Origin of the sequence: Pseudomonas sp. NFACC56-3, from assembly GCF_900100025.1 — a bacterium.
GTDB classification, from domain to species: domain Bacteria; phylum Pseudomonadota; class Gammaproteobacteria; order Pseudomonadales; family Pseudomonadaceae; genus Aquipseudomonas; species Aquipseudomonas fluorescens_AA.
Genome location: NZ_FMTK01000007.1, coordinates 131,250 through 151,315, shown reverse-complemented (window position 1 = coordinate 151,315; position 20,066 = coordinate 131,250). Strand labels below are relative to the sequence as shown.

The 20,066-nt window shown below is 60.7% G+C and carries 16 protein-coding genes and 1 pseudogene; 7 read left to right on the top strand and 10 right to left on the bottom strand.

Translation table 11 applies throughout. The annotated features are described in order from the left end of the window. Positions 1-131 precede the first annotated feature (131 nt). The 7 genes and pseudogenes from BLO80_RS12880 to BLO80_RS12860 form a co-directional block, all read right to left on the bottom strand. Entirely contained in the window at positions 132-2,255 is a 2,124-nt protein-coding gene (locus BLO80_RS12880) for a hypothetical protein (protein ID WP_256574197.1), read from the bottom strand. A gap of 126 nt (positions 2,256-2,381) precedes the next feature. Then, positions 2,382-3,239: a hypothetical protein gene (locus BLO80_RS30260; protein WP_256574196.1), complete on the bottom strand. Its 858-nt coding sequence runs from the start codon at positions 3,237-3,239 to the stop codon at positions 2,382-2,384. Between the two features lie 110 nt (positions 3,240-3,349). Next, entirely contained in the window at positions 3,350-4,540 is a 1,191-nt protein-coding gene (locus tag BLO80_RS12875) for a pyridoxal phosphate-dependent aminotransferase (protein WP_092328036.1), read from the bottom strand. A gap of 42 nt (positions 4,541-4,582) precedes the next feature. Next, entirely contained in the window at positions 4,583-5,446 is an 864-nt protein-coding gene (locus BLO80_RS30620; protein ID WP_371914572.1) for a methyl-accepting chemotaxis protein, read from the bottom strand. Continuing rightward, positions 5,438-6,208: pseudogene (locus tag BLO80_RS30615) on the bottom strand (MCP four helix bundle domain-containing protein); the annotation flags it as partial. The pseudogene BLO80_RS30615 and the gene BLO80_RS30620, both read right to left, overlap by 9 nt. 186 nt (positions 6,209-6,394) lie before the next feature. Further along, the gene (locus BLO80_RS12865; RefSeq protein WP_092328039.1) at positions 6,395-7,531 is read right to left on the bottom strand and encodes a glycerate kinase; all 1,137 of its coding nucleotides are present in this window, start codon (positions 7,529-7,531) and stop codon (positions 6,395-6,397) included. Positions 7,532-7,815: 284 nt separating this feature from the next. Next, the gene (locus tag BLO80_RS12860) at positions 7,816-8,940 is read right to left on the bottom strand and encodes a sugar diacid recognition domain-containing protein (protein ID WP_092328041.1); all 1,125 of its coding nucleotides are present in this window, start codon (positions 8,938-8,940) and stop codon (positions 7,816-7,818) included. Between the two features lie 186 nt (positions 8,941-9,126). Between BLO80_RS12860 and BLO80_RS12855 the strand changes: the two genes are divergently transcribed. The 3 genes from BLO80_RS12855 (at position 9,127) to rarD (ending at position 12,676) form a co-directional block, all read left to right on the top strand. Next, the gene (locus tag BLO80_RS12855; protein WP_092328042.1) at positions 9,127-10,437 is read left to right on the top strand and encodes an MFS transporter; all 1,311 of its coding nucleotides are present in this window, start codon (positions 9,127-9,129) and stop codon (positions 10,435-10,437) included. Between the two features lie 195 nt (positions 10,438-10,632). Then, positions 10,633-11,646, top strand: a complete 1,014-nt coding sequence (locus BLO80_RS12850; RefSeq protein WP_092328044.1) for an aldo/keto reductase — start codon at positions 10,633-10,635, stop codon at positions 11,644-11,646. 145 nt (positions 11,647-11,791) lie between these two features. Continuing rightward, on the top strand, positions 11,792-12,676 hold the full coding sequence (rarD, locus tag BLO80_RS12845; RefSeq protein ID WP_092328045.1) for an EamA family transporter RarD: 885 nt from the start codon (positions 11,792-11,794) through the stop codon (positions 12,674-12,676). A 165-nt stretch (positions 12,677-12,841) separates the two neighbouring features. Here the strand turns inward: rarD and hppD are convergent, their stop codons facing one another. After that, positions 12,842-13,918, bottom strand: a complete 1,077-nt coding sequence (gene hppD / locus BLO80_RS12835) for a 4-hydroxyphenylpyruvate dioxygenase (protein WP_060741677.1) — start codon at positions 13,916-13,918, stop codon at positions 12,842-12,844. A 250-nt stretch (positions 13,919-14,168) separates the two neighbouring features. Then, positions 14,169-15,113 carry a DMT family transporter gene (locus tag BLO80_RS12830; protein ID WP_092328048.1) on the bottom strand — a complete coding sequence of 315 codons (945 nt, stop codon included), beginning with the start codon at positions 15,111-15,113 and terminating at the stop codon, positions 14,169-14,171. Positions 15,114-15,353: 240 nt separating this feature from the next. Between BLO80_RS12830 and BLO80_RS12825 the strand changes: the two genes are divergently transcribed. The 3 genes from BLO80_RS12825 (at position 15,354) to BLO80_RS12810 (ending at position 18,620) form a co-directional block, all read left to right on the top strand. Then, entirely contained in the window at positions 15,354-16,217 is an 864-nt protein-coding gene (locus tag BLO80_RS12825; protein ID WP_092328050.1) for a LysR family transcriptional regulator, read from the top strand. A gap of 268 nt (positions 16,218-16,485) precedes the next feature. Further along, positions 16,486-18,030, top strand: coding sequence for an EAL domain-containing protein (locus tag BLO80_RS12815; RefSeq protein WP_092328053.1), 1,545 nt, complete (start codon positions 16,486-16,488; stop codon positions 18,028-18,030). A 224-nt stretch (positions 18,031-18,254) separates the two neighbouring features. Further along, the gene (locus tag BLO80_RS12810) at positions 18,255-18,620 is read left to right on the top strand and encodes a histone-like nucleoid-structuring protein, MvaT/MvaU family (protein ID WP_092328055.1); all 366 of its coding nucleotides are present in this window, start codon (positions 18,255-18,257) and stop codon (positions 18,618-18,620) included. A 108-nt stretch (positions 18,621-18,728) separates the two neighbouring features. On the opposite strand, the gene BLO80_RS12805 is transcribed toward BLO80_RS12810, so the two are convergent. Then, on the bottom strand, positions 18,729-19,265 hold the full coding sequence (locus BLO80_RS12805) for a DUF4946 domain-containing protein (RefSeq protein ID WP_092328057.1): 537 nt from the start codon (positions 19,263-19,265) through the stop codon (positions 18,729-18,731). Positions 19,266-19,460: 195 nt separating this feature from the next. On the opposite strand from BLO80_RS12805, the gene gloA reads away from it, so the two are divergent. After that, on the top strand, positions 19,461-19,982 hold the full coding sequence (gene gloA / locus BLO80_RS12800; protein WP_072411528.1) for a lactoylglutathione lyase: 522 nt from the start codon (positions 19,461-19,463) through the stop codon (positions 19,980-19,982). The last annotated feature ends 84 nt before the right edge of the window (positions 19,983-20,066 follow it).

Sequence of the window (20,066 nt, the reverse complement as noted above, 5' to 3'; positions counted from 1 at the left end):
GGACACATCCGTAAATGCGTAGGACTTTTCCTTTTTTTCTGCAATAGCTCTGCAGCTGAACAACGAAAGCTACTTCAATAGTTAAGGACGACTCATATCATCGCCCTTAACTTTATATTATGAAGATCAAATCATGGCGTTTCAGGGCGTTCCTCGTCGCAATAAACCAGACTGGAGTTCAGCAGCTGTACCGTAGCGATAGTTTCCGATTCGATACCATTGACCGTATAGGCAATACGCGCGTACCGAACAGGTGGCCGTTGTGTACCGTTCTTCGGCAATTGGATTTCACGGATTTTTGCGTAATCCGTCAGCCTGAACTCCAGATCCCCCGTCGCAGGCATCGGTGCCGACTCCGTAATGAGCGTGTTAGGGATCGCAGCACCACCCGGCGTATTGGTCACGCGCCCTTCGAACTCCAGATCGACCGTGGCGCCGTTGGGGATGTTGGCATCACGCCGGATCCGGATACGCAGGTAGCGCGGCGCATAGGGGGGCATGGGGCCATCGGCAACCTGCGGATGATTGAGGCTAGGGCAGTTGATGAGGGTGGCGATTCGTTCCGGCACCGTCGTTCCTGTTGGGCTTCTGAACGACGAGATCACAATTTGTGGCGCAGGCAAGTCGATCACGATGGCCGTCACGTCGACCTTGGTGGTGACCTGCTGTTTCATCTGGTTCCCGCCAGGATACTCGATGGTGATGTAAGCCTCCCTGGCGTCCCCGCCCGCTGCCGAGCCATTCCCTTCCGTCAGGATGGTTAACCAAGGCAGCTCGGTGGTGACTGTCGTGGCGCCCTGCCGCACCGGTACGGGAGCACCCACCTGTTTACCCTGATAGTAGAATTTGACGATTTCACGCCCGGTCACGGGTCGATTGGGGTCGTTCCACACCGGCCAGCTCATGACCGCCGGGAAACCTGCCTGGTTCGGCCCCAGGGTGTTTGGAGCAGGTACCGGAGTGCCTGCACCCTGTACCACCACGGGAGCAATGTTAGGGTTTTCCGGATCGGGCAGATTAGGTTGTTCAGGTCCGGCATAGGAAAAGTCAATGACAGCAAACCTGCGCTCCGAAACCGGATTGGGTGAAATAGTGGAGCGCTCCAGTTCATACCAGTACTCCAGCTCGGTCTCATCCTCCTTGTTGGCATCTCCAAACAACGTTGCCAATGTTGAATAGTCCAATTCGAACCTCAACGGTCCAGGGGTGCCGACAGGCGGAACGCTATCTTCCGGCAAGGCTATGGGTCCGTCTTCTGTCGAGAAGAGGTAGGGGATGATACTGTCACCCGGAAGTGCATTGTCCGGGATATCGATTTCCATAATGACCCGGGTAGTGGGAGGCTCCGTCACCAACGAGAAGTTGATGGGCAATTGACCTCCATTGGTCACCGGAATCTTTGGAGGATGGAGAACCGGGGCCGCTGTTTTCACTCGTTGAAACAGCAGCGTGATGTTGGCGTTATTGCTGATATTCCCCGGCAGGTCAGTGAGATTGTAGGAGTAATAATAGGTCCCTTCGTCCAGCGCCCGCAGAAAAGCCAGCGGAATATTGATAATACCCGTGGCCGGCACCGCTCCTGTAAAGGCGGGGGGCTCTCCTTGCATCAGGGAAAAAGTCGTCTGGGTCGAGATATAAAAGTTGACCTTGTCTTTATCCGCTTCGAACTTTTGATAGGCGTGGGGAATAGTCAGGTTCAATCCTCCGGCATTGGCGGGATCGTTGAGCCAAGCGTCGTCAACAATGGCAGGGACTGTAGCGTCCAGGGTTAATCGGTATGGCCTCACGCCCGTGCCATTGCCCGTGCCGGGTTGACGCTGGTAGGGCGCCGTCAAATCAACCAGAACGGGGGTATAAGTCGATGTATCGACGTTGTCATAGATATCGAAGATAACAAATGCAAAATTATAAGGATTGTATTCACCCGCCAAATCATGGACATCTTCCAAACCCAAGCCACTGGTGTCCAAATCAAACTCTACCGGAAATGACCAATCTCCGCCGGGCTGCTGGCTTTTCTCTTTCGTAGCGACCAAGTACGTGGGGTCACCCTCAACGATGTCCTCACCTTCTGGAAGGATATAGAGTGCCACCGTTGCGCCACTGTCGGGATCTGTACTATCGATACCCATCAACCGCACTTTGATATTCCGATCTTCCTTGAGCTGTTTATAAGTGAGCCGATTATCTGGCAACAGATCGACCACGACCGGCTCTTCCGCAAACACTTCACCCGACTTTACCTGTGTATTCATTTTAGTAAACTCCATCGATGAGTTAATCATTGGACAATCAACGTCATGACCCGATGAAGGACCGCACGATGGCAGGTCACAGGCTCCTGGCATTGATGCCTTGTAACTTTTCCCACTCAATAATGCTTAATCATTCTCAGCGGACGAACCCAGCCCTGATACACCACCTGGACCACAGGGAACACTTTGCCCTGGAACAATTCGATCAATCTTTACCAATCCCAGAGCGGACTTCCCTAACCCGACCCCATTTCGATAAAGTGTGTAACTGGCCGTGGCCGACGCATTTCTTTCCATCGGCTTTATATATTTTTCATATTTATCGCTCCCCAATACAAAATCGAATCCCTGCGCAGACGAAGCTTCTTCTTGCGTTAATGACTTGGTCAGTCGCAACGCCGTATCCACGATCGGCGCTGTACCATTCAGGCTATTGAATCCCTCCCAATCCAGCGCACAGTTGTCGCCCGTCTCGAAGCGTCCCGGTTGTGCGGGTACATGGACCACTACCCGTTCCCATAACTTTGGCTGGCTATCGCAATTGAGATAGCCCCATAACGTGGCGTTGGGAAACGTCGGCTCTTCAAGATTCACCGGCGGCGAACGATTGACAATGAACACTTGAGGGATCGATGTATCCGGGTTGCCGGTGTCTCCGGCAGTAACCCGATACTTCAAGCGAATCTCTCCATCGCGCTGAAGGTATTGCGCCGGCAAGGTAATAACGGGAGGCGGCTGTACGGGCACAGGAAACGCCGTGCTGTAGAAATGCACTTCATCCAGGTCGCCAGGCTGGAGCACCCAAATATCCAGCAGATCGCTCTTGCCAGGTTCAATCGAAGGGTTTGTCCACATCGGAATCAACAGTCTGGCGCCCACCACGGAGGCCTCGGGCGGGAGCACACCACTCGTGCCGACGCCCTCGACGATCAAAGGCGCCGCCAGGATTCCCCCGCTCTTGCTGTTTTCATCTGACCAGGCCATACGCCATCCTCCAGACCGAACCTTCAAAGGGTCTGGAAGAATTAGACGTGGATATCCCGGATGCGCCTACTGTCAGATCTGACAGGTCTGAGGTCCGTTCGTCGGGGCAATCATCCTCGCGGCCGCGGCTCCAGTGAGTCCGCTGCACACCAGATAATCCGTCGGCAGGCATCTTCGAGTTGCGCGAGCCCAAGCACCAACCCGATCCGTATATGCCCCGCCGCACTGGGTCCGAACGCCTCCCCCGCCAGCACCGACACGCCATACCCGTCCAACAGCCGCTCGGCAAACGCCTGGGCACCGAGTCCCGTCCGGCGCACGTCCACCATTACGAACATGCCACCGTCGGGCCGCAGCGGGGTAAGCCCAGGGCAATCATCCAGCATGGCGCACACCAGGTCCCGGCGCTGGCGATACTCGTCTTGCATGGACGCCACTTCAGGCAGCTCTTCCTCCAGCGCCACCTGGGCTGCCCGCTGCACGAATTCCGGCAGGCCGAACAGCATGCACAACGACAGGTTCGCCAGGTGTTCGGCCAAGGGTTCGGGGCCGATGACCCAGCCGATGCGCCAACCGGTCATGGCGTGGGATTTGGACAGGCTGTTGATGGTCGCGGTGCGTTCAGCCATGCCCGCCAGGCTGGCCGGGCTGATGTGCTCGCCTTCGTACAGCAGGTCGCTGTAGACCTCGTCACTGATCAGCCACAAGTCATGCTCGATGCACAGTTGCGCCAACGCCTGCCAGGTGGGCAATCGCAGGCTCGCGCCAGAGGGGTTGTTGGGGCTGTTGAGCAGCAGGGCTCGGGTCTTTGGGGTGATCAGGCGGGCGACATCGGCCTGTTCGACCCGGAACGCATTCTCCGGGCGTACCGCCACCGGTATCACCTTCGCTCCGCAGGCGCCGAACACGGCTTCATAGGTAACATACATGGGCTCGGCCACGATGACTTCGTCGCCAGGGTCGAGCAGGCATTGCGCGACCGCATACACCGCGCATTGCGCGCCCGGCAGTACCGTGACGTGCTCAGCCCCGACCGGCTGGCCGCTACGCCGACGATGACGGGCCGCGATGCTGGCGCGCAGACCGTGGAGGCCGCGCACGTCGCAATAGTGAGTGTCCCCGGCCCGCAGGCTGTCCACGGCGGCGTCGACGATGGCCTGCGGCGTGTCGAAATCCGGATCGCCCACCGACAGCAACAACACGTCTCTACCCTGCTCACGCATGGCCAGTGCCCGGTCGTGGATCTGCCACGCGGCAGCCCCCTCGCCAGTGATGCGTTGGGTCAAGGCTGAATAGCGCATGTACGGCTCCTGGTTTATGCGGTGTCCAGCCTCAACCCTATCTCAAATCACAAACCGCGCCACCATCGCATTCAAACCCACCGCCAGGCGCGACAGTTCGTGGGTCGCGTCGCTCGTCTGTTGCGCGCCCGAGGCCGACTGCGTCGCCAGGTCACGAATGTTCACCAGGTTACGGTCCACCTCTCGGGACACCTGGGCCTGTTCTTCCGAGGCACTGGCGATGACCAGGTTACGTTCGTTGATCTGATGGATCGACTGGGTGATCTGTTCCAGCGCAACGCCGGCGGCACGGGCCAGTTCCAGGGTGCTCTGGGTGCGTTGGTTGCTCTGCTGCATCGATTGCACCGCCTCGCCGGTGCCGTTCTGGATGCCGGCGACCATTTTCTCGATTTCCTGGGTCGATTGCGCAGTGCGATGGGCCAGGGCCCGGACTTCATCGGCGACCACGGCGAAACCGCGTCCGGCCTCCCCCGCACGGGCCGCTTCGATGGCGGCGTTGAGCGCCAGCAGGTTGGTCTGTTCGGCGATGGCACGGATCACATCCAGCACCTTGCCAATGTCGCGCCCCTGGACGGCCAGGCCCTCGACCATGGTGGCGGTGGCTTGCACGTCATGGGTCATGGTCTGGATCGCATCGACGGTTTCCACCACCCGGCTACGACCTTCCTGGGCGGCCTGGGTCGACTGGTTCGACGCTTCGGACGTGGACACGGCGTTGCGGGCCACTTCCTCCACGGCGGCGGTCATCTCGTTGACGGCAGTGGCGGCCTGTTCGATTTCATTGTGCTGCTGTTGCAAGCCGCGGGAGGATTCCTGGGTGACCGCGCTCAGTTCTTCAGCCGCCGCGCCCAATTGGCTGGCGGAGCCGGCGATCTGCTCGATGGTCTGGCGCAGGCTGCCCTGCATCGCGGCCAAGGCCTGAAGCAAGCGACCGGGTTCATCCTTGCCGTCAACCGCGATGACCTGGACCAGGTTGCCGCTGGCAATGATCCGGGCGGCCTCCAAGGCCCGGTTGAGTGGCGCGACGATACTGCGGGTCAGCAGCAAGGCCAACACGACCGTGGCCAGCGCGGCAATGAGCGAGACGACGATGATGCCGGTGATGGCGCTGTTGTAATGCTCGCCGGCCAGGGCCGATGCCTCACCGGCACTGGCCACATTGAGGGCAATGAGCTTATTGAGCTGCTCGCCCATCAGGTCGGTGCCTTCCTTGATCCGCGTATTGATGTGGGTACGCAGTTCGTCAGTCTTGTTCTGGCGCGACAACTCGAGCATTTCTTTCTGGGCTTGCAGATATTTGTCGAGGGTCGCCGAAAAGACTTTGTACAGCTCAGCCTCTTGCGGCGAGGCCGGCAACGCCGCGTAACCGCTATTGGCCTTGTTCAGTTTTTCCACCAGCACACCAATGCGGCCGTCGGCCTCTGTCAGGCTGGCCGGGTCGCGGTTGACCAGGATCCGGAACGAAAGAATGCGCATGCGCAACACGCTTTCCAGCACATTGGCCAGGTAGCCGACGCTGGGCACCTGGGTCTGCTCCATGTCCAGCGAAGCCTGGCGGATGACTGACATGCGATTGGCGGCGAATACGCCGAGGATAACGACGAGCAACGCGATGATGGCGAAGCCCAGAAAAGCCCGGGGAGCGATATTCAAGCTGCGTAGAGACATGGGGAGACCTCGCTGTGATGGGGTCGAGCATCCATGCCGCCAGCGTACGGGTTGGAATAATTGTGTGTACGCCTGAGTGGTTATCGGCCGGGCTCCAGGCTTTTTGCAGGGGAATGTAAAAAATATTTCACAAGGCTTCCGTGGCGAGGGAGCTTGTTCCCTCGCCACAGGTATGCGCGACCGGTTTTATCGGCGCGCCACCCGCCACAGCCGGGCGATGTCCTGGGCTCGTTCGCTCAACAGGCGCGGGGCGTCGACGCAGGCTTGCTGCAAGGTCATCGGCCCGCTGGCCAGGGCGAAGGCGGCGTCGATGCCATGCTCATACAGTGCCTGGTAACCCTCCCCCAGCGTGCCGGCAATGACCACCACCGGTACGCCATGCTGGCGGGCGATGCGGGCCACGCCGAAGGGGGTCTTGCCGCGCAGGGTCTGGGCGTCGAAACGGCCTTCGCCGGTGATCACCAGGTCGGCGCCATCAATCGCATCGGCCAGCCCGGTCAACTGGGCGACGACGTCCACGCCGGTCCGGAACTGCGCCCGCAGGAATGCCTTGGCCGCGAAACCCAGGCCGCCAGCGGCACCGCTGCCCGGTTCGTCGCGTACATCCCGGCCCAGCGCCTGGGCACAATGGTCGGCGAAATGTCCCAGGGCCCGGTCCAGGTCCTGCACCTGCCGGGCGGAGGCGCCCTTCTGTGGCCCGAAGACCGCGGAAGCGCCATGGGGCCCGCACAACGGGTTATCGACATCGGCGGCGATCTCGAAACTGACCTGGGCCAAGCGCGGATCCAGGTCGCCCAGGTCGATGCGCGCCAGGTTCGCCAAAGCCAGTCCGCCGGGCGGAAGGGGTTGGCCCTGGTCATCCAGCAACGCCACGCCCAGGGCCTGCATCGCGCCGGCACCGCCATCGTTGGTGGCACTGCCGCCGATGGCCAGGATCACCCGCCCGGCCCCTTCGTCCAAGGCGGCACGGATCAACTCGCCGGTGCCGTAGGTGCTGCTGGAACAGGCATCGCGCTGCTCCGGTGGCACGAGCTGCAAGCCACTGGCTTCGGCCATCTCGATGATCGCGGTGCGGCTGTCGGCCAACCAGCCCCAGCGGGCCTCGACGGGAGTGCCCAGGGGGCCGCGGACCCGGGTGTGACGCCACTCACCGTTGCAGGCGGCCAGCACCGACTCCACCGTACCCTCGCCGCCGTCGGCCATTGGGCACTTGACCAATTGGGCATCCGGCCAGACCTGGGCCAGCCCCTGGGCGATGGCATCGGCGACGCCCTGGGCACTGAGGCTGTCCTTGAACGAGTCGGGGGCGATGATTATTTTCATATTATTCTCCGGTTCCGATGCACAGCATGCTGCCAGTTGACCGCAGCCGTGACGCCGGTCTGCCGCACAAAAGACACCGGGCATTATTGTTCACTTTCACAAATACCGGTTTTCCAGGAGGATTCAGGTTGAAGCTGCCGGCCTCATCGCGAGCAGGCTCGCTCCCACAGAAGTAGTGCCGCAGATCAAACTGTGGGAGCGAGCTTGCTCGCGATAGCGGTGTGTCAGCTTGCACAGGTATTGGATGTGCCACCGTCATCGCGAGCAAGCTCGCTCCCACAGGGTTACAGCGGTGTGCTTTCAGTTTGCGGCAACAGTTGCACCCCCAGGTACAACGCCAGCATCCCATCCAGCCGCAACGGATCCACGCCGCTGAGCTCGGCGATGCGTTCCATGCGGTAGCGCAGGCTGTTGCGGTGGATGCCCAGGGCTTCGGCGCAGGCCTGGCTCTGGCCGTCATGCTCGCACCAACTGCGCAAGGTGGCGAGCAATTGGCCGTTGCTGTCCTTGGCGATGACCTTGCGCAGCGGGGTCAGCAATTCATCCAGGGCGTCATCGCTGCGATGACGCCAGAGCATCACCGGCAAGCGATAACGGTTGAGGGTCAGCATTCGCGACTGCGGCAACACATCGCGCCCGTAGGCCAGCAGGTCCCCGACTCGCCGGTAGCAACGACGCAGGCCCGCGAGCCCTTCGGCCTGGCCGCCCACCGCCACGCGCAGAATGCACCAGCCCAACCCGTCGAGCTTGCCCAGCAGGCGCTCGTTCTCCACCGAGGCGGTCACCGGCCGGCACCAGAGCAGGGAAGATTTGGACGACGTCAGGCACCAACTGTCCGGGTAGCGAGACATCAGCCAGGCGCTCAATGTCTCGACGGTCTGGCCGGACCCGTGCTCCAGGCCCAGTTCGAACAGGTACGGCACCCGTGAGAGTTGCGGCTTGAGGCCCATCTGCCGCGCTTCATCCAGCAAGCGTGGCGAATCCCCGGCGTCCCCCAGCAGCAACGCCAGCAAGTCATCGCAACGCTGGCGACGCCATTGCTGTTCGGCCTGCTGGTTGCGCTGGCCCACCAGCATCTCCGCGGTCATGCGCACCAGTTCGGCATAGGTACGCAGTTGCGCAGGCTCGCCGGTGATGCCCAGGACGCCGATCAGCCGTTGATCGAGCATCAGCGGCAAGTTGATTCCCGGCTGCACGCCCTTGAGGTGCATCGCGGTGTGCTCGTCGATTTCCACCACCCGGCCATTGGCCAGGACCAGTTGCGCACCCTCATGGCGCGTATTGACCCGCTCGCGCTCGCCACTGCCGAGGATCAGCCCCTGGTTGTCCATGACATTGACGTTATACGGCAGGATCGCCATCGCCCGGTCGACGATGTCCTGTGCCAGGTCGTGATCGAGTTCGAACATGGGCGGTGTTCCTTGCAGGGGGCATGAATTGTTGTTATCAGGCATGGGGTTGGTCAGGCGCACAGGGCCGGCATTCAAATCCTGTGCTCAAGCACAAAGACACCGGACCTTGGGCTGGACGAGACTCAAGGGGCGGTCAACGTTACCCCCTGGCTCGCAAAAATCATAATAAAGAGAGACCTCGCCATGTCCCAGAGCGCAGCAGCCCTCCTGGCTACCCACGACGAAAAGAATACCGTCTACAAGCGCATCACCCTGCGTTTGATCCCCTTCATCTTCATCTGCTACCTGTTCAACTACCTCGACCGGGTCAACGTTGGCTTCGCCAAGCTGCAGATGCTCGATGCCTTGAAATTCAGTGAAACCGTGTATGGCCTCGGCGCCGGAATTTTCTTCATCGGCTACGTGCTGTGTGGAGTACCGAGCAACCTGGCCCTGACCCGGTTCGGCCCCCGGCGCTGGATCGCATTGATGATGATCACCTGGGGCACGCTGTCGACCTGCCTGCTGTTCGTCACCACGCCCACCGAGTTCTATACCTTGCGGCTGTTTACGGGTGCGGCCGAAGCCGGATTCTTTCCTGGCGTGGTGCTGTACCTCTCGCAATGGTTCCCGACGTTCCGCCGCGGCCGGATCATGGCGTTGTTCATGTCGGCCATCCCGGTGTCCGGTCTGTTGGGCAGCCCGTTTTCCGGCTGGATCCTCAACCACTTCGCCGCGGGCCAGGGCGGCCTGGCGGGTTGGCAGTGGATGTTCCTGCTGCAGGGTGTCCCGACGGTGATCCTCGGCGCTCTGGCGTTCTTCCTGCTCAGCGACACCTTCGCCAACGCCAAGTGGCTGACCGCTGAAGAACGCGCCGTACTCACCGCTGACCACGCACAAGACCTGGCGAACAAACCAGAGACCACCAGCGACTCCCTGCTGGCGGTGTTCAAGAACCCGGCGATCTGGGCCTTTGGCCTGGTGTACTTCTGTATCCAGAGCGGCGTGTACGCGATCAACTTCTGGCTGCCGTCGATCATCAAGAGCCTGGGTTTCAGCGATAACCTGGTGATCGGCTGGCTGAGCGCGATCCCCTACCTGCTGGCTGCGGTATTCATGTTGCTGGTGGGTCGCTCGGCGGACTTGCACAAGGAACGTCGCTGGCACTTGGTGGTGCCGATGCTGATGGGCGCGGCCGGGCTGCTGATCGCCGTCAACTTCGCCACCACCCCGGCCATCGCCATCATCGGCCTATCCATTGCCACCATGGGTGCCCTCACCGGCCTGCCGATGTTCTGGCCGGTGCCCACCGCCCTGCTCAGCGCCGGAGCCGCCGCCGGTGGCTTGGCCTTGATCAATTCCATGGGTCAGATGGCCGGCTTCCTCAGCCCGTACCTGGTGGGTTGGGTCAAGGACGCCACCGGCTCGACCGACGCGGCGTTGTACCTGCTCGCCGGGGTGATCGTGTGTGGCAGCCTGCTGGCACTGCGTATGACCCGCACCCTGCGCACCTGACGCCCATTTTTCCCTGTGGGAGCGAGCTTGCTCGCGATAACGCCGGATCAGTCGGCATTGATGTTGCCTGTTCGACCGCTATCGCGAGCAAGCTCGCTCCCACAGGGATTCAGCGGTGTTTGATAAATCTGTTTGATCCGCACGGTGGTTCTGGGGTTTGATTGAGCCTTTCTCCATGGATAAAAGGATCTTGTCATGAGCTACCGCACGCTAGGCCATTCCGGGTTGCAAGTCTCGACGTTGACCCTGGGCACGATGATGTTCGGCGAACAGACCAGCACCGAGGATTCGCTGCGGATCATCGACAAGGCCTGGGACCAGGGCATCAATTTCATCGACACCGCGGACGTCTACACCCACGGTCGCTCCGAGGAAATCGTCGGCGAGGCGATCGCCCGTCACCGCCACGAATGGGTGCTGGCCACCAAGGTCGGCTTCGGCCCTCCGGACGGCGTGCCCAACCGCAGCGGCCTGAGCCGCAAGCACCTGTTCAATGGCATCGAGGCCAGCCTGACGCGCCTGGGCACCGATTACCTGGACATCTATTACCTGCACCGCGAAGACCACAACACCCCGCTGCACGTCACCGTGTCGGCCATCGGCGACTTGATTCGCCAGGGCAAGATCCGCTACTGGGGCCTGTCGAACTACCGTGGCTGGCGCATCGCCGAAGTGATCCGGATCGCCGACAGCCTGGGCATCGACCGACCGGTGATCAGCCAACCGCTGTACAACATCGTCAACCGCCAGGCGGAAACCGAGCAGATCACCGCGGCGCAGCACTATGGCCTCGGCGTGGTGCCGTTCAGCCCGCTGGCCCGCGGCGTGCTCAGCGGCAAGTACGCGCCGGATGTAGCACCGGACGCCAACAGCCGTGCCGGGCGTCAGGACAAACGCATCCTGGAAACCGAATGGCGGGTCGAGTCCCTGCGCATTGCCCAGCAGATCCTGCAATACACCCAGGGCCTGGGCGTGGGCATCGTCGAGTTCGCCATCGCCTGGGTGCTGAACAACAGCGCCGTGACCTCGGCCATCGTCGGGCCGCGCACCGAGGAGCAGTGGGATTCGTACATCAAGGCGCAGGCGGTGAAGATCAGCGCGGAAGATGAAGCCTTCATCGATTCGCTGGTGACTCCGGGGCATGCGTCGACGCCGGGGTTCAATGATGTGAGTCATTTCGTGTCGGGGCGAGTGCCGCGTACGTCATAATCATTCATCGAACAAGAACGTGGCGAGGGAGCTTGCTCCCGCTGGGCCGCGTAGCGGCCCCTTCAGTTGCGGCCGCTGCGCAGCCGAGCGGGAGCAAGCTCCCTCGCCACAACGGTGTTCCTGCCCATCAAAATAAGAGGCCTCAGTGTCCAAAGGCATCGCTCTATCGGTCTCGGCCTCTGCGCTGTTCGCCGTCATGTACTACTACACCTCGTTGCTCTCACCGTTGACCGGCCTGGAGATTTTCGGCTGGCGCATGCTGCTGACGATGCCATGCATGACCGTGTTCATGTTGGTGGTACGGGAGTGGCACCTGGTCACGGCGCTGCTCCGCCGCCTGGTCGCCACGCCACGGCTGTTGATCGCGGCGATCGTCTCTTCGGCCCTGATGGGCGCGCAGCTGTGGCTGTTCATGTGGGCGCCGCTCAATGGCTACAGCCTGGACGTGTCGCTGGGGTACTTCCTGTTGCCGCTGTCGATGGTCCTGACCGGGCGTATCGTCTATGGCGAGCGCCTGTCCTACCTGCAGAAAATCGCCGTGTTCTTCGCCACCCTTGGCGTGTTCAACGAGTTGTACCGGGTGGGTGGTTTTTCCTGGGCAACCTTGCTGGTGGTGATCGGCTACCCGATCTATTTCATCCTGCGCAAACGCATCAAGACTGACAACCTCGGCGGGCTCTGGCTGGACATGACCCTGATGCTGCCCGTGGCGCTGTGGTTCGTGCAAAGCGGTGAACAGGGTTTCAACGTGTTCGATCAATACCCGCGGCTGTCGCTGCTGATCCCGTTGCTCGGGGTGATCAGCGTCAGCGCGCTGGTGTCCTACATCGTTGCCAGCCGGCTGCTGCCGTTCAGTCTCTTCGGCTTGTTGAGTTACGTTGAACCGGTCCTGCTGCTGGGCGTTGCGCTGCTGTTGGGCGAAAGCATCAAGGCCACTGAATGGCTGACCTACATCCCCATCTGGATAGCCGTGGCGGTGTTGGTGTTCGAAGGCTTCAAGCACTTGGTGCGGCAGCGGCGCAGGGGCTGAAACCTGTGGGAGCGGGCTTGCTCGCGAAAGCGATGTGTCAGGCACCATTGGTATTGACTGACACTCCGCTTTCGCGAGCAAGCCCGCTCCCACTCTGGCTCTGCGTCGTTCAATAAAAAGCCCGCCCGACATCACTGCCGGGCGGGCTTTTTCATGGATCAGGTGTTACTCGGTCGCCAGCACACCCCGACGCACCTGGTCGCGTTCGATGGACTCGAACAGCGCCTTGAAGTTGCCTTCGCCAAAGCCGTCGTCGCCCTTGCGCTGGATGAATTCGAAAAACACCGGCCCCATCAGGGTTTCCGAGAAGATCTGCAGCAGCAGGCGCTTATCACCCTGCTCGGAAGCACCATCGAGCAAAATGCCCCGCGATTGCAATTCATTCACCGGTTCGCCGTGGTTCGGCAGGCGGCCTTCGAGCATTTCGTAGTAGGTGTCCGGCGGCGCGGTCATGAAGCGCATGCCGATGCTTTTCAAGTGGTCCCAGGTCTTGATCAGGTCATCGGTGAGGAAGGCCACGTGCTGGATGCCCTCGCCGTTGAACTGCATCAGGAACTCTTCGATTTGCCCGGCGCCCTTGGACGACTCTTCGTTCAACGGGATGCGGATCATGCCATCCGGGGCGGTCATGGCCTTGGAGGTCAGGCCGGTGTATTCGCCCTTGATGTCGAAGTAACGGATCTCGCGGAAGTTGAACAACTTCTCGTAGAAGCCGGCCCAGTAGGCCATGCGCCCGCGGTAGACGTTGTGGGTCAGGTGATCGATGATTTTCAGGCCCGCGCCCACCGGGTTGCGGTCCACGCCTTCGAGGAACACGAAATCGATGTCATAGATCGAGCTGCCTTCACCAAAACGGTCGATCAGGTACAGCGGCGCGCCGCCGATGCCCTTGATGGCCGGCAGGTTCAGCTCCATCGGGCCGGTCTCGATGTGGATCGGCTGGGCGCCAAGTTCCAGGGCACGCTTGTAGGCCAGTTGCGAATCCTTGACCCGGAACGCCATGCCGCACACCGACGGACCGTGCTCGGCGGCAAAGTACGAGGCCACGCTGTGGGGTTCGTTGTTGAGGATCAGGTTGATCGCGCCCTGGCGATACAGGTGCACATCCTTGGAGCGGTGGGTGGCCACTTTGGTGAAGCCCATGATCTCGAAGATCGGCTCCAGGGTGTTGGGGGTCGGGGATGCGAATTCAATGAATTCGAAGCCCATCAGGCCCATGGGGTTTTCGTATAGATCTGCCATGTCGGCGCCTCATCATTCTGGTCAATTAACAAAAAACGTTAGTTGCAGGCAATGCTGGGGACACGGGGCGGCGCGCAGGAAATGCCACGAACGCTGCGGGCGAGGAAATCGCCGTAGATCAGTTGAAACCCAAGTATCTTCATTGTCGACCCAAGGCTCTTGCGGGCGAGGCTTCTGCTGCCAGAAGACGTTATTCTTATATGCGTAAATCGATTCTACACAGCGTAACCGGATTTGTCCGCCTTCTGTATCAAATCGCCTTTTCCTTCGAACGCGCAAGGGGTTTGTTGCAGAGGAAAATACCCACCAGGATCACGCCCCCGCCGACACACATCAAGGCCGTGAGCCGTTCGTCCAGCAGCAGCGCTCCCAGCAGCACCGCCGTCAGCGGGTTGAGCGCGATGAACACGCCGGACCGGGTCGCGCCGATCCGGCGAATGCCGTCATACCAGGCGATATAGGCCAGGGCCGAGCCCAGCACGCCGAGGTACAACAGGCTCAGCCATTGCTCCATGTCCAGCACGCGCAGGGCGTCGAGCCGAATCTCGCCCGCCGCCGCGCAGGTCAGCCACAACATCAGCGTGCCCAGCAGAATCGACCAGGTCACGGTCTGCAAGGGGCCGAGACTGTCATTGAGTTTTTTCGAAAACAGCGAATAGATGCCCCAGCCCAGTACGCAGCCAAAAATCAACAGGTCGCCGATCCAGCCTTGCGCCGCGCCTTGTAGCAAGGACGGATCACGACTGACAATCACCAACCCCGCCCCGCCGATGCACAGCACGATGCCCGTCACTTTCAGGCCGCTCAACCGCTCCTTGAACAACCACCAGGACGCCAGCCCGATCACCGCCGGGTTCAAGGCCACGATCAAGGAGGCCCGCGACGCATTGATGTACTGCAAGCCATAGAAGAAGCACAGGTTGTAGAAAAAGATGCCGAAGAACCCCAGCGCTGCCAATTGCAGCCCCTGCTTCACTGTGGGCTTGATCAGCGGGATCCCGGCCAGGGCGAGAAACGCCAGCAGCGCGAGACTCGCCAGCAGGAACCGCAGGCTGGCTGCAAACATCGGCGCCAGGGCATCGGCAAGGATCCGGCCGGCCACGAACGTCCCGCCCCAGATCATGGTGACCGTGGCGAGCTTCAGGTAGACCGGCAGGTCCGACGGGATGGGGACGGTTTGTTCGAGGGTTTTCATGGTGCACCGAAACCTGTAAGTGAAGTCACTCACAAAACCTGTGGCGAGGGGATTTATCCCCGCTGGGCTGCGCAGCGGCCCCAAACCTGACGACTCGGTGTGTCTGGAGTTCGTGGGGGCCGCTTCGCGCCCCAACGGGGATAAATCCCCTCGCCACAAAGTTCTGTATTGCTTTCTGATTCGAATCAGATGCCTCATCATCAGGCTCATGCTTTGTCATCGTAAAATGAGCGATCACTCATGACCCTCACCCAACTCGAAATCTTCTCCCTGGTCGCCGAGCTACGGGGTTTCACCGCCGCAGCCACGCGCTTGGGCATCGGCCAGTCCGCGGTGTCCCACGCCATCAAATCCCTGGAACAAGAGTTGGGCGTGGAACTGCTCAGACGCCATCAGTCGGTGGTGGAGCTCAGCGACATTGGTCAGCAGCTGCTGCTGCGGGCCCGGGCCATGCTCGGGCTGGCCAACACCTTGCGTCAGGAAGCCGCCGATGCCCGGGGCATGCGCCGCGGCTCCTTGCGCATCGGCTCGTTCGGGCCGACGTCATCAATGAAACTGTTGCCCGCGATCCTGCGGCGCTATCGAGCCTTGCATCCCGGGATCGAAGTGCACATCGACGAAGGGCCCGACAGGCAGGTCATCCAATGGCTGGACGAACGACGGATCGACGTCGGTTTCGTGGTACTGCCCGAGGAGCGCTTCGATACGTTCGCGTTGCTGGAAGATCAGATGGTCGCCCTACTGCCCGCCTCACATCCCCTCGCCGCCCAGGCCAGCCTGAGCCTCAAGGACCTGTGCAACGACCCCTTCGTGCATACCGAGGCGGGGTCGTCGGAGCTGGTTACGCGCCTGTTCAATGCCGCCCGGCTGACACCGAACGTGCGTTTTCGTTGTTCGCAGTTGCTCAGCACCCTGGATGTCGTCAGGCGTGGCGAGGCAGTGAGCGTGGTGTCCGAAGGGTCGTTGCCGGACGATGGAAATCCCGGTTACGTTGCCCGGCCCTTGTCGCCACGGGTGCCGCGCCAGATCGGCCTGGCGGTATTGGACAGCCGCCAGGCCTCGCCCGCCACCCTGGCGTTCATCGAACTGGCCCGACAGTCATGAGCCTCTGTGGGGGCCGAGCTTGCTCGCGATGGCGGCGAATCAGCTTGCATCGAGGTTGAACGTCACGACGTCATCGCGAGCGAGCTCGCTCCCACAGTATGGGCGTGAGCGTCGCAGGCTCCCTGTGGGAGCGAGCTTGCTCGCGATGGCGGTGGGTCAGCTTGCAACAATTGCGGGCCTGCCCACAGACAGGCAAGTCACCGACAGGCCATCTATCATGGTCGACATCTGACGCTCCCCCTCATCCCCTTTCCCTCAGGTTGTGCCGATGCCCTTGACCGCCACCCGCTCGCACACCCGGCCCCGTCGCTATCTGGTCACCCTGCTTTGCGGCCTGGTGCCGATCCTGTCGGGGCTGGTCATTTTGTACATGCAGGCCGAACGGACGCTGGCGCAACACACCCGGCAGACCGCCGAGGAGTCGGTCCGGCAGATCGAACTGATGCTCGACAACACCGCGTTGGCGGCCCGTGAACTATTGCCCCTGGCCGGCCAGCCCTGCGAAGCGGTGAAGCTGGCCTTGCGCGAACAGGTGACGCGCCGGCCCTTCGTCCGCTCGACCAACCTGATCTGGGATAACAACCTCTATTGCAGCTCGCTGTTCGGGGCCTTCGAGGAACGCCTCAATCCTAGCGACTATCACCAAGGCACGCTGTGGCTAATGGACGGCAACCCAGTCACGCCGGACACCGCGTTGCTGATCTACCGACTCAATGAGGGCCGGCAAGGCGCCCTGGCCACCCTTGACGGGTATCACCTGGCCAACGTCCTGCGCCTGATCGGCCGCCAGGCCCGGCTGCGGCTGCAAGTCGGGCCGAATTGGCTGGCGGCGGACGGCAAGGTCCGGCCAGCGCCCTTGCCCGGGTCGCCGGTGGCCCAGACCGAACTGGGTTCAGCGCGCTACGCCTTCAATGTGGAAGCCGGATTCGACGAGGGTGAAACCTGGCGCTACATGGCCAGGGAATATCCGCCGCTGTTCAGCCTGCTGATTTTCTTCGGCGTTGTGGCCGGGACACTCGGACACTGGCTGCAACAGCGCGCCTCGTCTCCCAGCCGTGAATTGCAACGGGCGCTGGAAGCCGGCGAGTTCGTGCCCTACCTGCAACCAGTCGTGCACAGCGACAGTAAACGCTGGGCCGGCGTCGAGGTGCTGATGCGCTGGAACCATCCCAAGGAAGGCCTGGTCCGCCCGGATCTGTTCATCCCCTTCGCCGAACACAGTGGCGTGATCGTGCCGATGACCCGTGCGCTGATGCAGCAAACCATGCATCTGCTGGTGCCGCTTGCGCCTCGACTCGAAGCGCCGTTTCATGTCGGCATCAACATCACCGCCCGCCACTGCCAGGATCTGGCGCTGGTGGACGATTGCCGCGAGTTCCTCAATGCCTTCGCGCCGGGAGCGATGACCCTGGTGCTGGAGTTGACCGAGCGCGAGCTGATCGAACCGACAGCCGTGACCCGGCAACTGTTCGACCAGCTGAGGGATTTGGGCGTCAAGATCGCCCTCGACGATTTCGGCACCGGTCATTCCAGCCTGGCGTACTTGCGCCAGTTCAACGTGGACTTCCTGAAGATCGACCAGAGTTTTGTCGCGATGATCGGTGCCGACGCCCTGTCGCGCCACCTCCTCGATAGCATCATCGAACTGTCGGGCAAGTTGGGCCTGGACATGGTTGCCGAGGGCATCGAAACCGTCGAACAAAGCGACTACCTGAACGCCCATGGGGTGAACTTTCTACAAGGCTATCTATTTGGCCGACCGATGAGCGGGCAGGCATTCGTCGAGACCTTGACCGGCACTAATGGCAGTTAACTGCCGTCGATCTATTGACGATGTCCTGCCAATTGATAAAAGCGTTTGCTGTTGTTACATAACGAAAAAGTTACGATTTACACTTTCCGGATTAACTACTACAATTTTTCTACCTGTGCCACATAACAGGAGAGAGTCATTAACACCGAGTCGCTTCAAGGCGCTTGGCTTATAGCTTTGTTTGCGGTTGGTATCAGCCAAATATTTTGATTGGAGTAATCATTTTGTCCAGACTCGCTGAATTTCGTGCAGCCGAAAAGGCCCTTCAAGAACAGCTCAAGCAGCTGGAATCGCTGAAGAACGATGCCGGGCTCAAGAAGGAAATCGAATTCGAGGAAAAGCTCCAGGGACTGATGAAAACCTACGGCAAGAACCTGCGCGACATCGTCGCGATCCTCGATCCGAACCCATCCAAGGCGAGCCTGCAATCGACCAAGCCCACCAAGACACGCCGCGCGCGCGTGGTAAAGGTTTACCAGAACCCGCACACCGGCGAACTGATCGAGACCAAGGGCGGCAATCACCGCGGCCTGAAAGCCTGGAAAGAACAGTACGGTGCAAAGACCGTCGATTCTTGGCTGCGTGGTTGACAGTGCGTGGTTGACAACCCCCAAGACGCAAAAAAGCCCTGCACACTCAGGGCTTTTTTATGGGCAGGACTTTAGGATTAAACCCATTGGCGTATTACGCTGAAGACGTCATAGTTTCAAACTGTTTCGCACCGACTGTATTTCATCCTGGCTTTCAACAAACACCTGCGCCTGCCCTGCATAGGACAGCACATAAGCCTTGCCCTCATTTAGTGCCGCGACGAGTGCCTGAGACAATACATGTCGTCCGTTTTGCGTGATCGTGCAAGTGGTTTCCAATGCAGTTACACCGCCCAACATTGAGGCATGGACCTTAGTGCATACACTTTGGTAACCACCTTGGAAAAAATCCTTCTGGATTGACTTGCGCATTTCCAACAATACGCCTTGCAAGTTGACCTGATGATCGGGCTCGACGGGGGTGGTAGTCAGTTCCATGACCATCACGGCGTTGCCTGCGGGATCACTTTTGGTTGCCCGTTGGCGCAGGGTTCCGGGTGGCGCCGAGGCCGATGCGTCTGCCGGCAGCGGTTCGACGACCCAGCCCTGGGGCCACAGGATCTGCGGTTCGTCGGCCTGGACACCACCGGCACTCGCAAGACTGGCAAACAGCAGGACAAACAGCGAAAGGAACGGTCGAATCATTGCGAGGCCACTCAAGGACGAATCGTAAAGTCTGAAGCCCGGTGCAGCACCAGGCAATAGCCACGTGTGGTTTGGCGATGCCGCGCCCCTTGCGTATCATGGGCGCACCTGCAAGGAAGCCGTCTGACGCAAGCCCAGGAACCGTCGCGACCATGCTTGCGACGCCGTTTGCCCCACTTATTTTCTGGAGGGCCCATGAGCCTGCACGAACTCAATACTTTCCCTGGCGTCACCGCACAACCTGACGCTGCCACGGCCAGGTTCGTCTTCAACCACACCATGCTGCGGGTCAAGGACATCACCAAGTCCCTGGATTTCTACACCCGCGTGCTGGGTTTCTCGCTGGTGGAAAAACGCGACTTCCCGGAAGCCGAATTCAGCCTGTACTTCCTGGCGCTGGTGGACAAGAACCAGATTCCGGCGGACGCGGCGGCGCGTACCGAATGGATGAAATCGATCCCTGGCATCCTGGAACTGACCCACAACCACGGCACCGAAAGCGACCCGGCGTTCGCCTACCATAACGGCAACACCGACCCACGCGGTTTCGGCCACATCTGCATCTCGGTACCGGACATCGTCGCGGCCTGCGAGCGCTTCGAAGCACTGGGCTGTGACTTCCAGAAACGCCTGACCGATGGCCGCATGAAAAGCCTGGCCTTCATCAAGGACCCGGATGGCTACTGGGTCGAAATCATCCAGCCTGCGCCGCTGTAAGCTGTACTGATGTCCATTGTGGGAGCGAGCTCGCTCGCGATGAGGGCAGCACATTCAGCATTGAGGCAAGCTGACCCACCGCCA

Excerpts from the sequence above, each read along its gene's own strand:
- BLO80_RS12875 (WP_092328036.1), bottom strand. The coding sequence starts at position 4,540 with ATGCGCTATTCAGCCTTGACCCAACGCATCACTGGCGAGGGGGCTGCC.
- BLO80_RS30260 (WP_256574196.1), bottom strand. The coding sequence starts at position 3,239 with ATGGCCTGGTCAGATGAAAACAGCAAGAGCGGGGGAATCCTGGCGGCG.
- gloA (WP_072411528.1), top strand. The coding sequence starts at position 19,461 with ATGAGCCTGCACGAACTCAATACTTTCCCTGGCGTCACCGCACAACCT.
- BLO80_RS12825 (WP_092328050.1), top strand. The coding sequence starts at position 15,354 with ATGACCCTCACCCAACTCGAAATCTTCTCCCTGGTCGCCGAGCTACGG.
- BLO80_RS12880 (WP_256574197.1), bottom strand. The coding sequence starts at position 2,255 with ATGAATACACAGGTAAAGTCGGGTGAAGTGTTTGCGGAAGAGCCGGTC.
- BLO80_RS12865 (WP_092328039.1), bottom strand. The coding sequence starts at position 7,531 with ATGAAAATAATCATCGCCCCCGACTCGTTCAAGGACAGCCTCAGTGCC.
- BLO80_RS12855 (WP_092328042.1), top strand. The coding sequence starts at position 9,127 with ATGTCCCAGAGCGCAGCAGCCCTCCTGGCTACCCACGACGAAAAGAAT.
- BLO80_RS12850 (WP_092328044.1), top strand. The coding sequence starts at position 10,633 with ATGAGCTACCGCACGCTAGGCCATTCCGGGTTGCAAGTCTCGACGTTG.
- BLO80_RS12860 (WP_092328041.1), bottom strand. The coding sequence starts at position 8,940 with ATGTTCGAACTCGATCACGACCTGGCACAGGACATCGTCGACCGGGCG.
- BLO80_RS12830 (WP_092328048.1), bottom strand. The coding sequence starts at position 15,113 with ATGAAAACCCTCGAACAAACCGTCCCCATCCCGTCGGACCTGCCGGTC.
- BLO80_RS30620 (WP_371914572.1), bottom strand. The coding sequence starts at position 5,446 with ATGCAGGGCAGCCTGCGCCAGACCATCGAGCAGATCGCCGGCTCCGCC.
- BLO80_RS12815 (WP_092328053.1), top strand. The coding sequence starts at position 16,486 with ATGCCCTTGACCGCCACCCGCTCGCACACCCGGCCCCGTCGCTATCTG.
- BLO80_RS12805 (WP_092328057.1), bottom strand. The coding sequence starts at position 19,265 with ATGATTCGACCGTTCCTTTCGCTGTTTGTCCTGCTGTTTGCCAGTCTT.
- hppD (WP_060741677.1), bottom strand. The coding sequence starts at position 13,918 with ATGGCAGATCTATACGAAAACCCCATGGGCCTGATGGGCTTCGAATTC.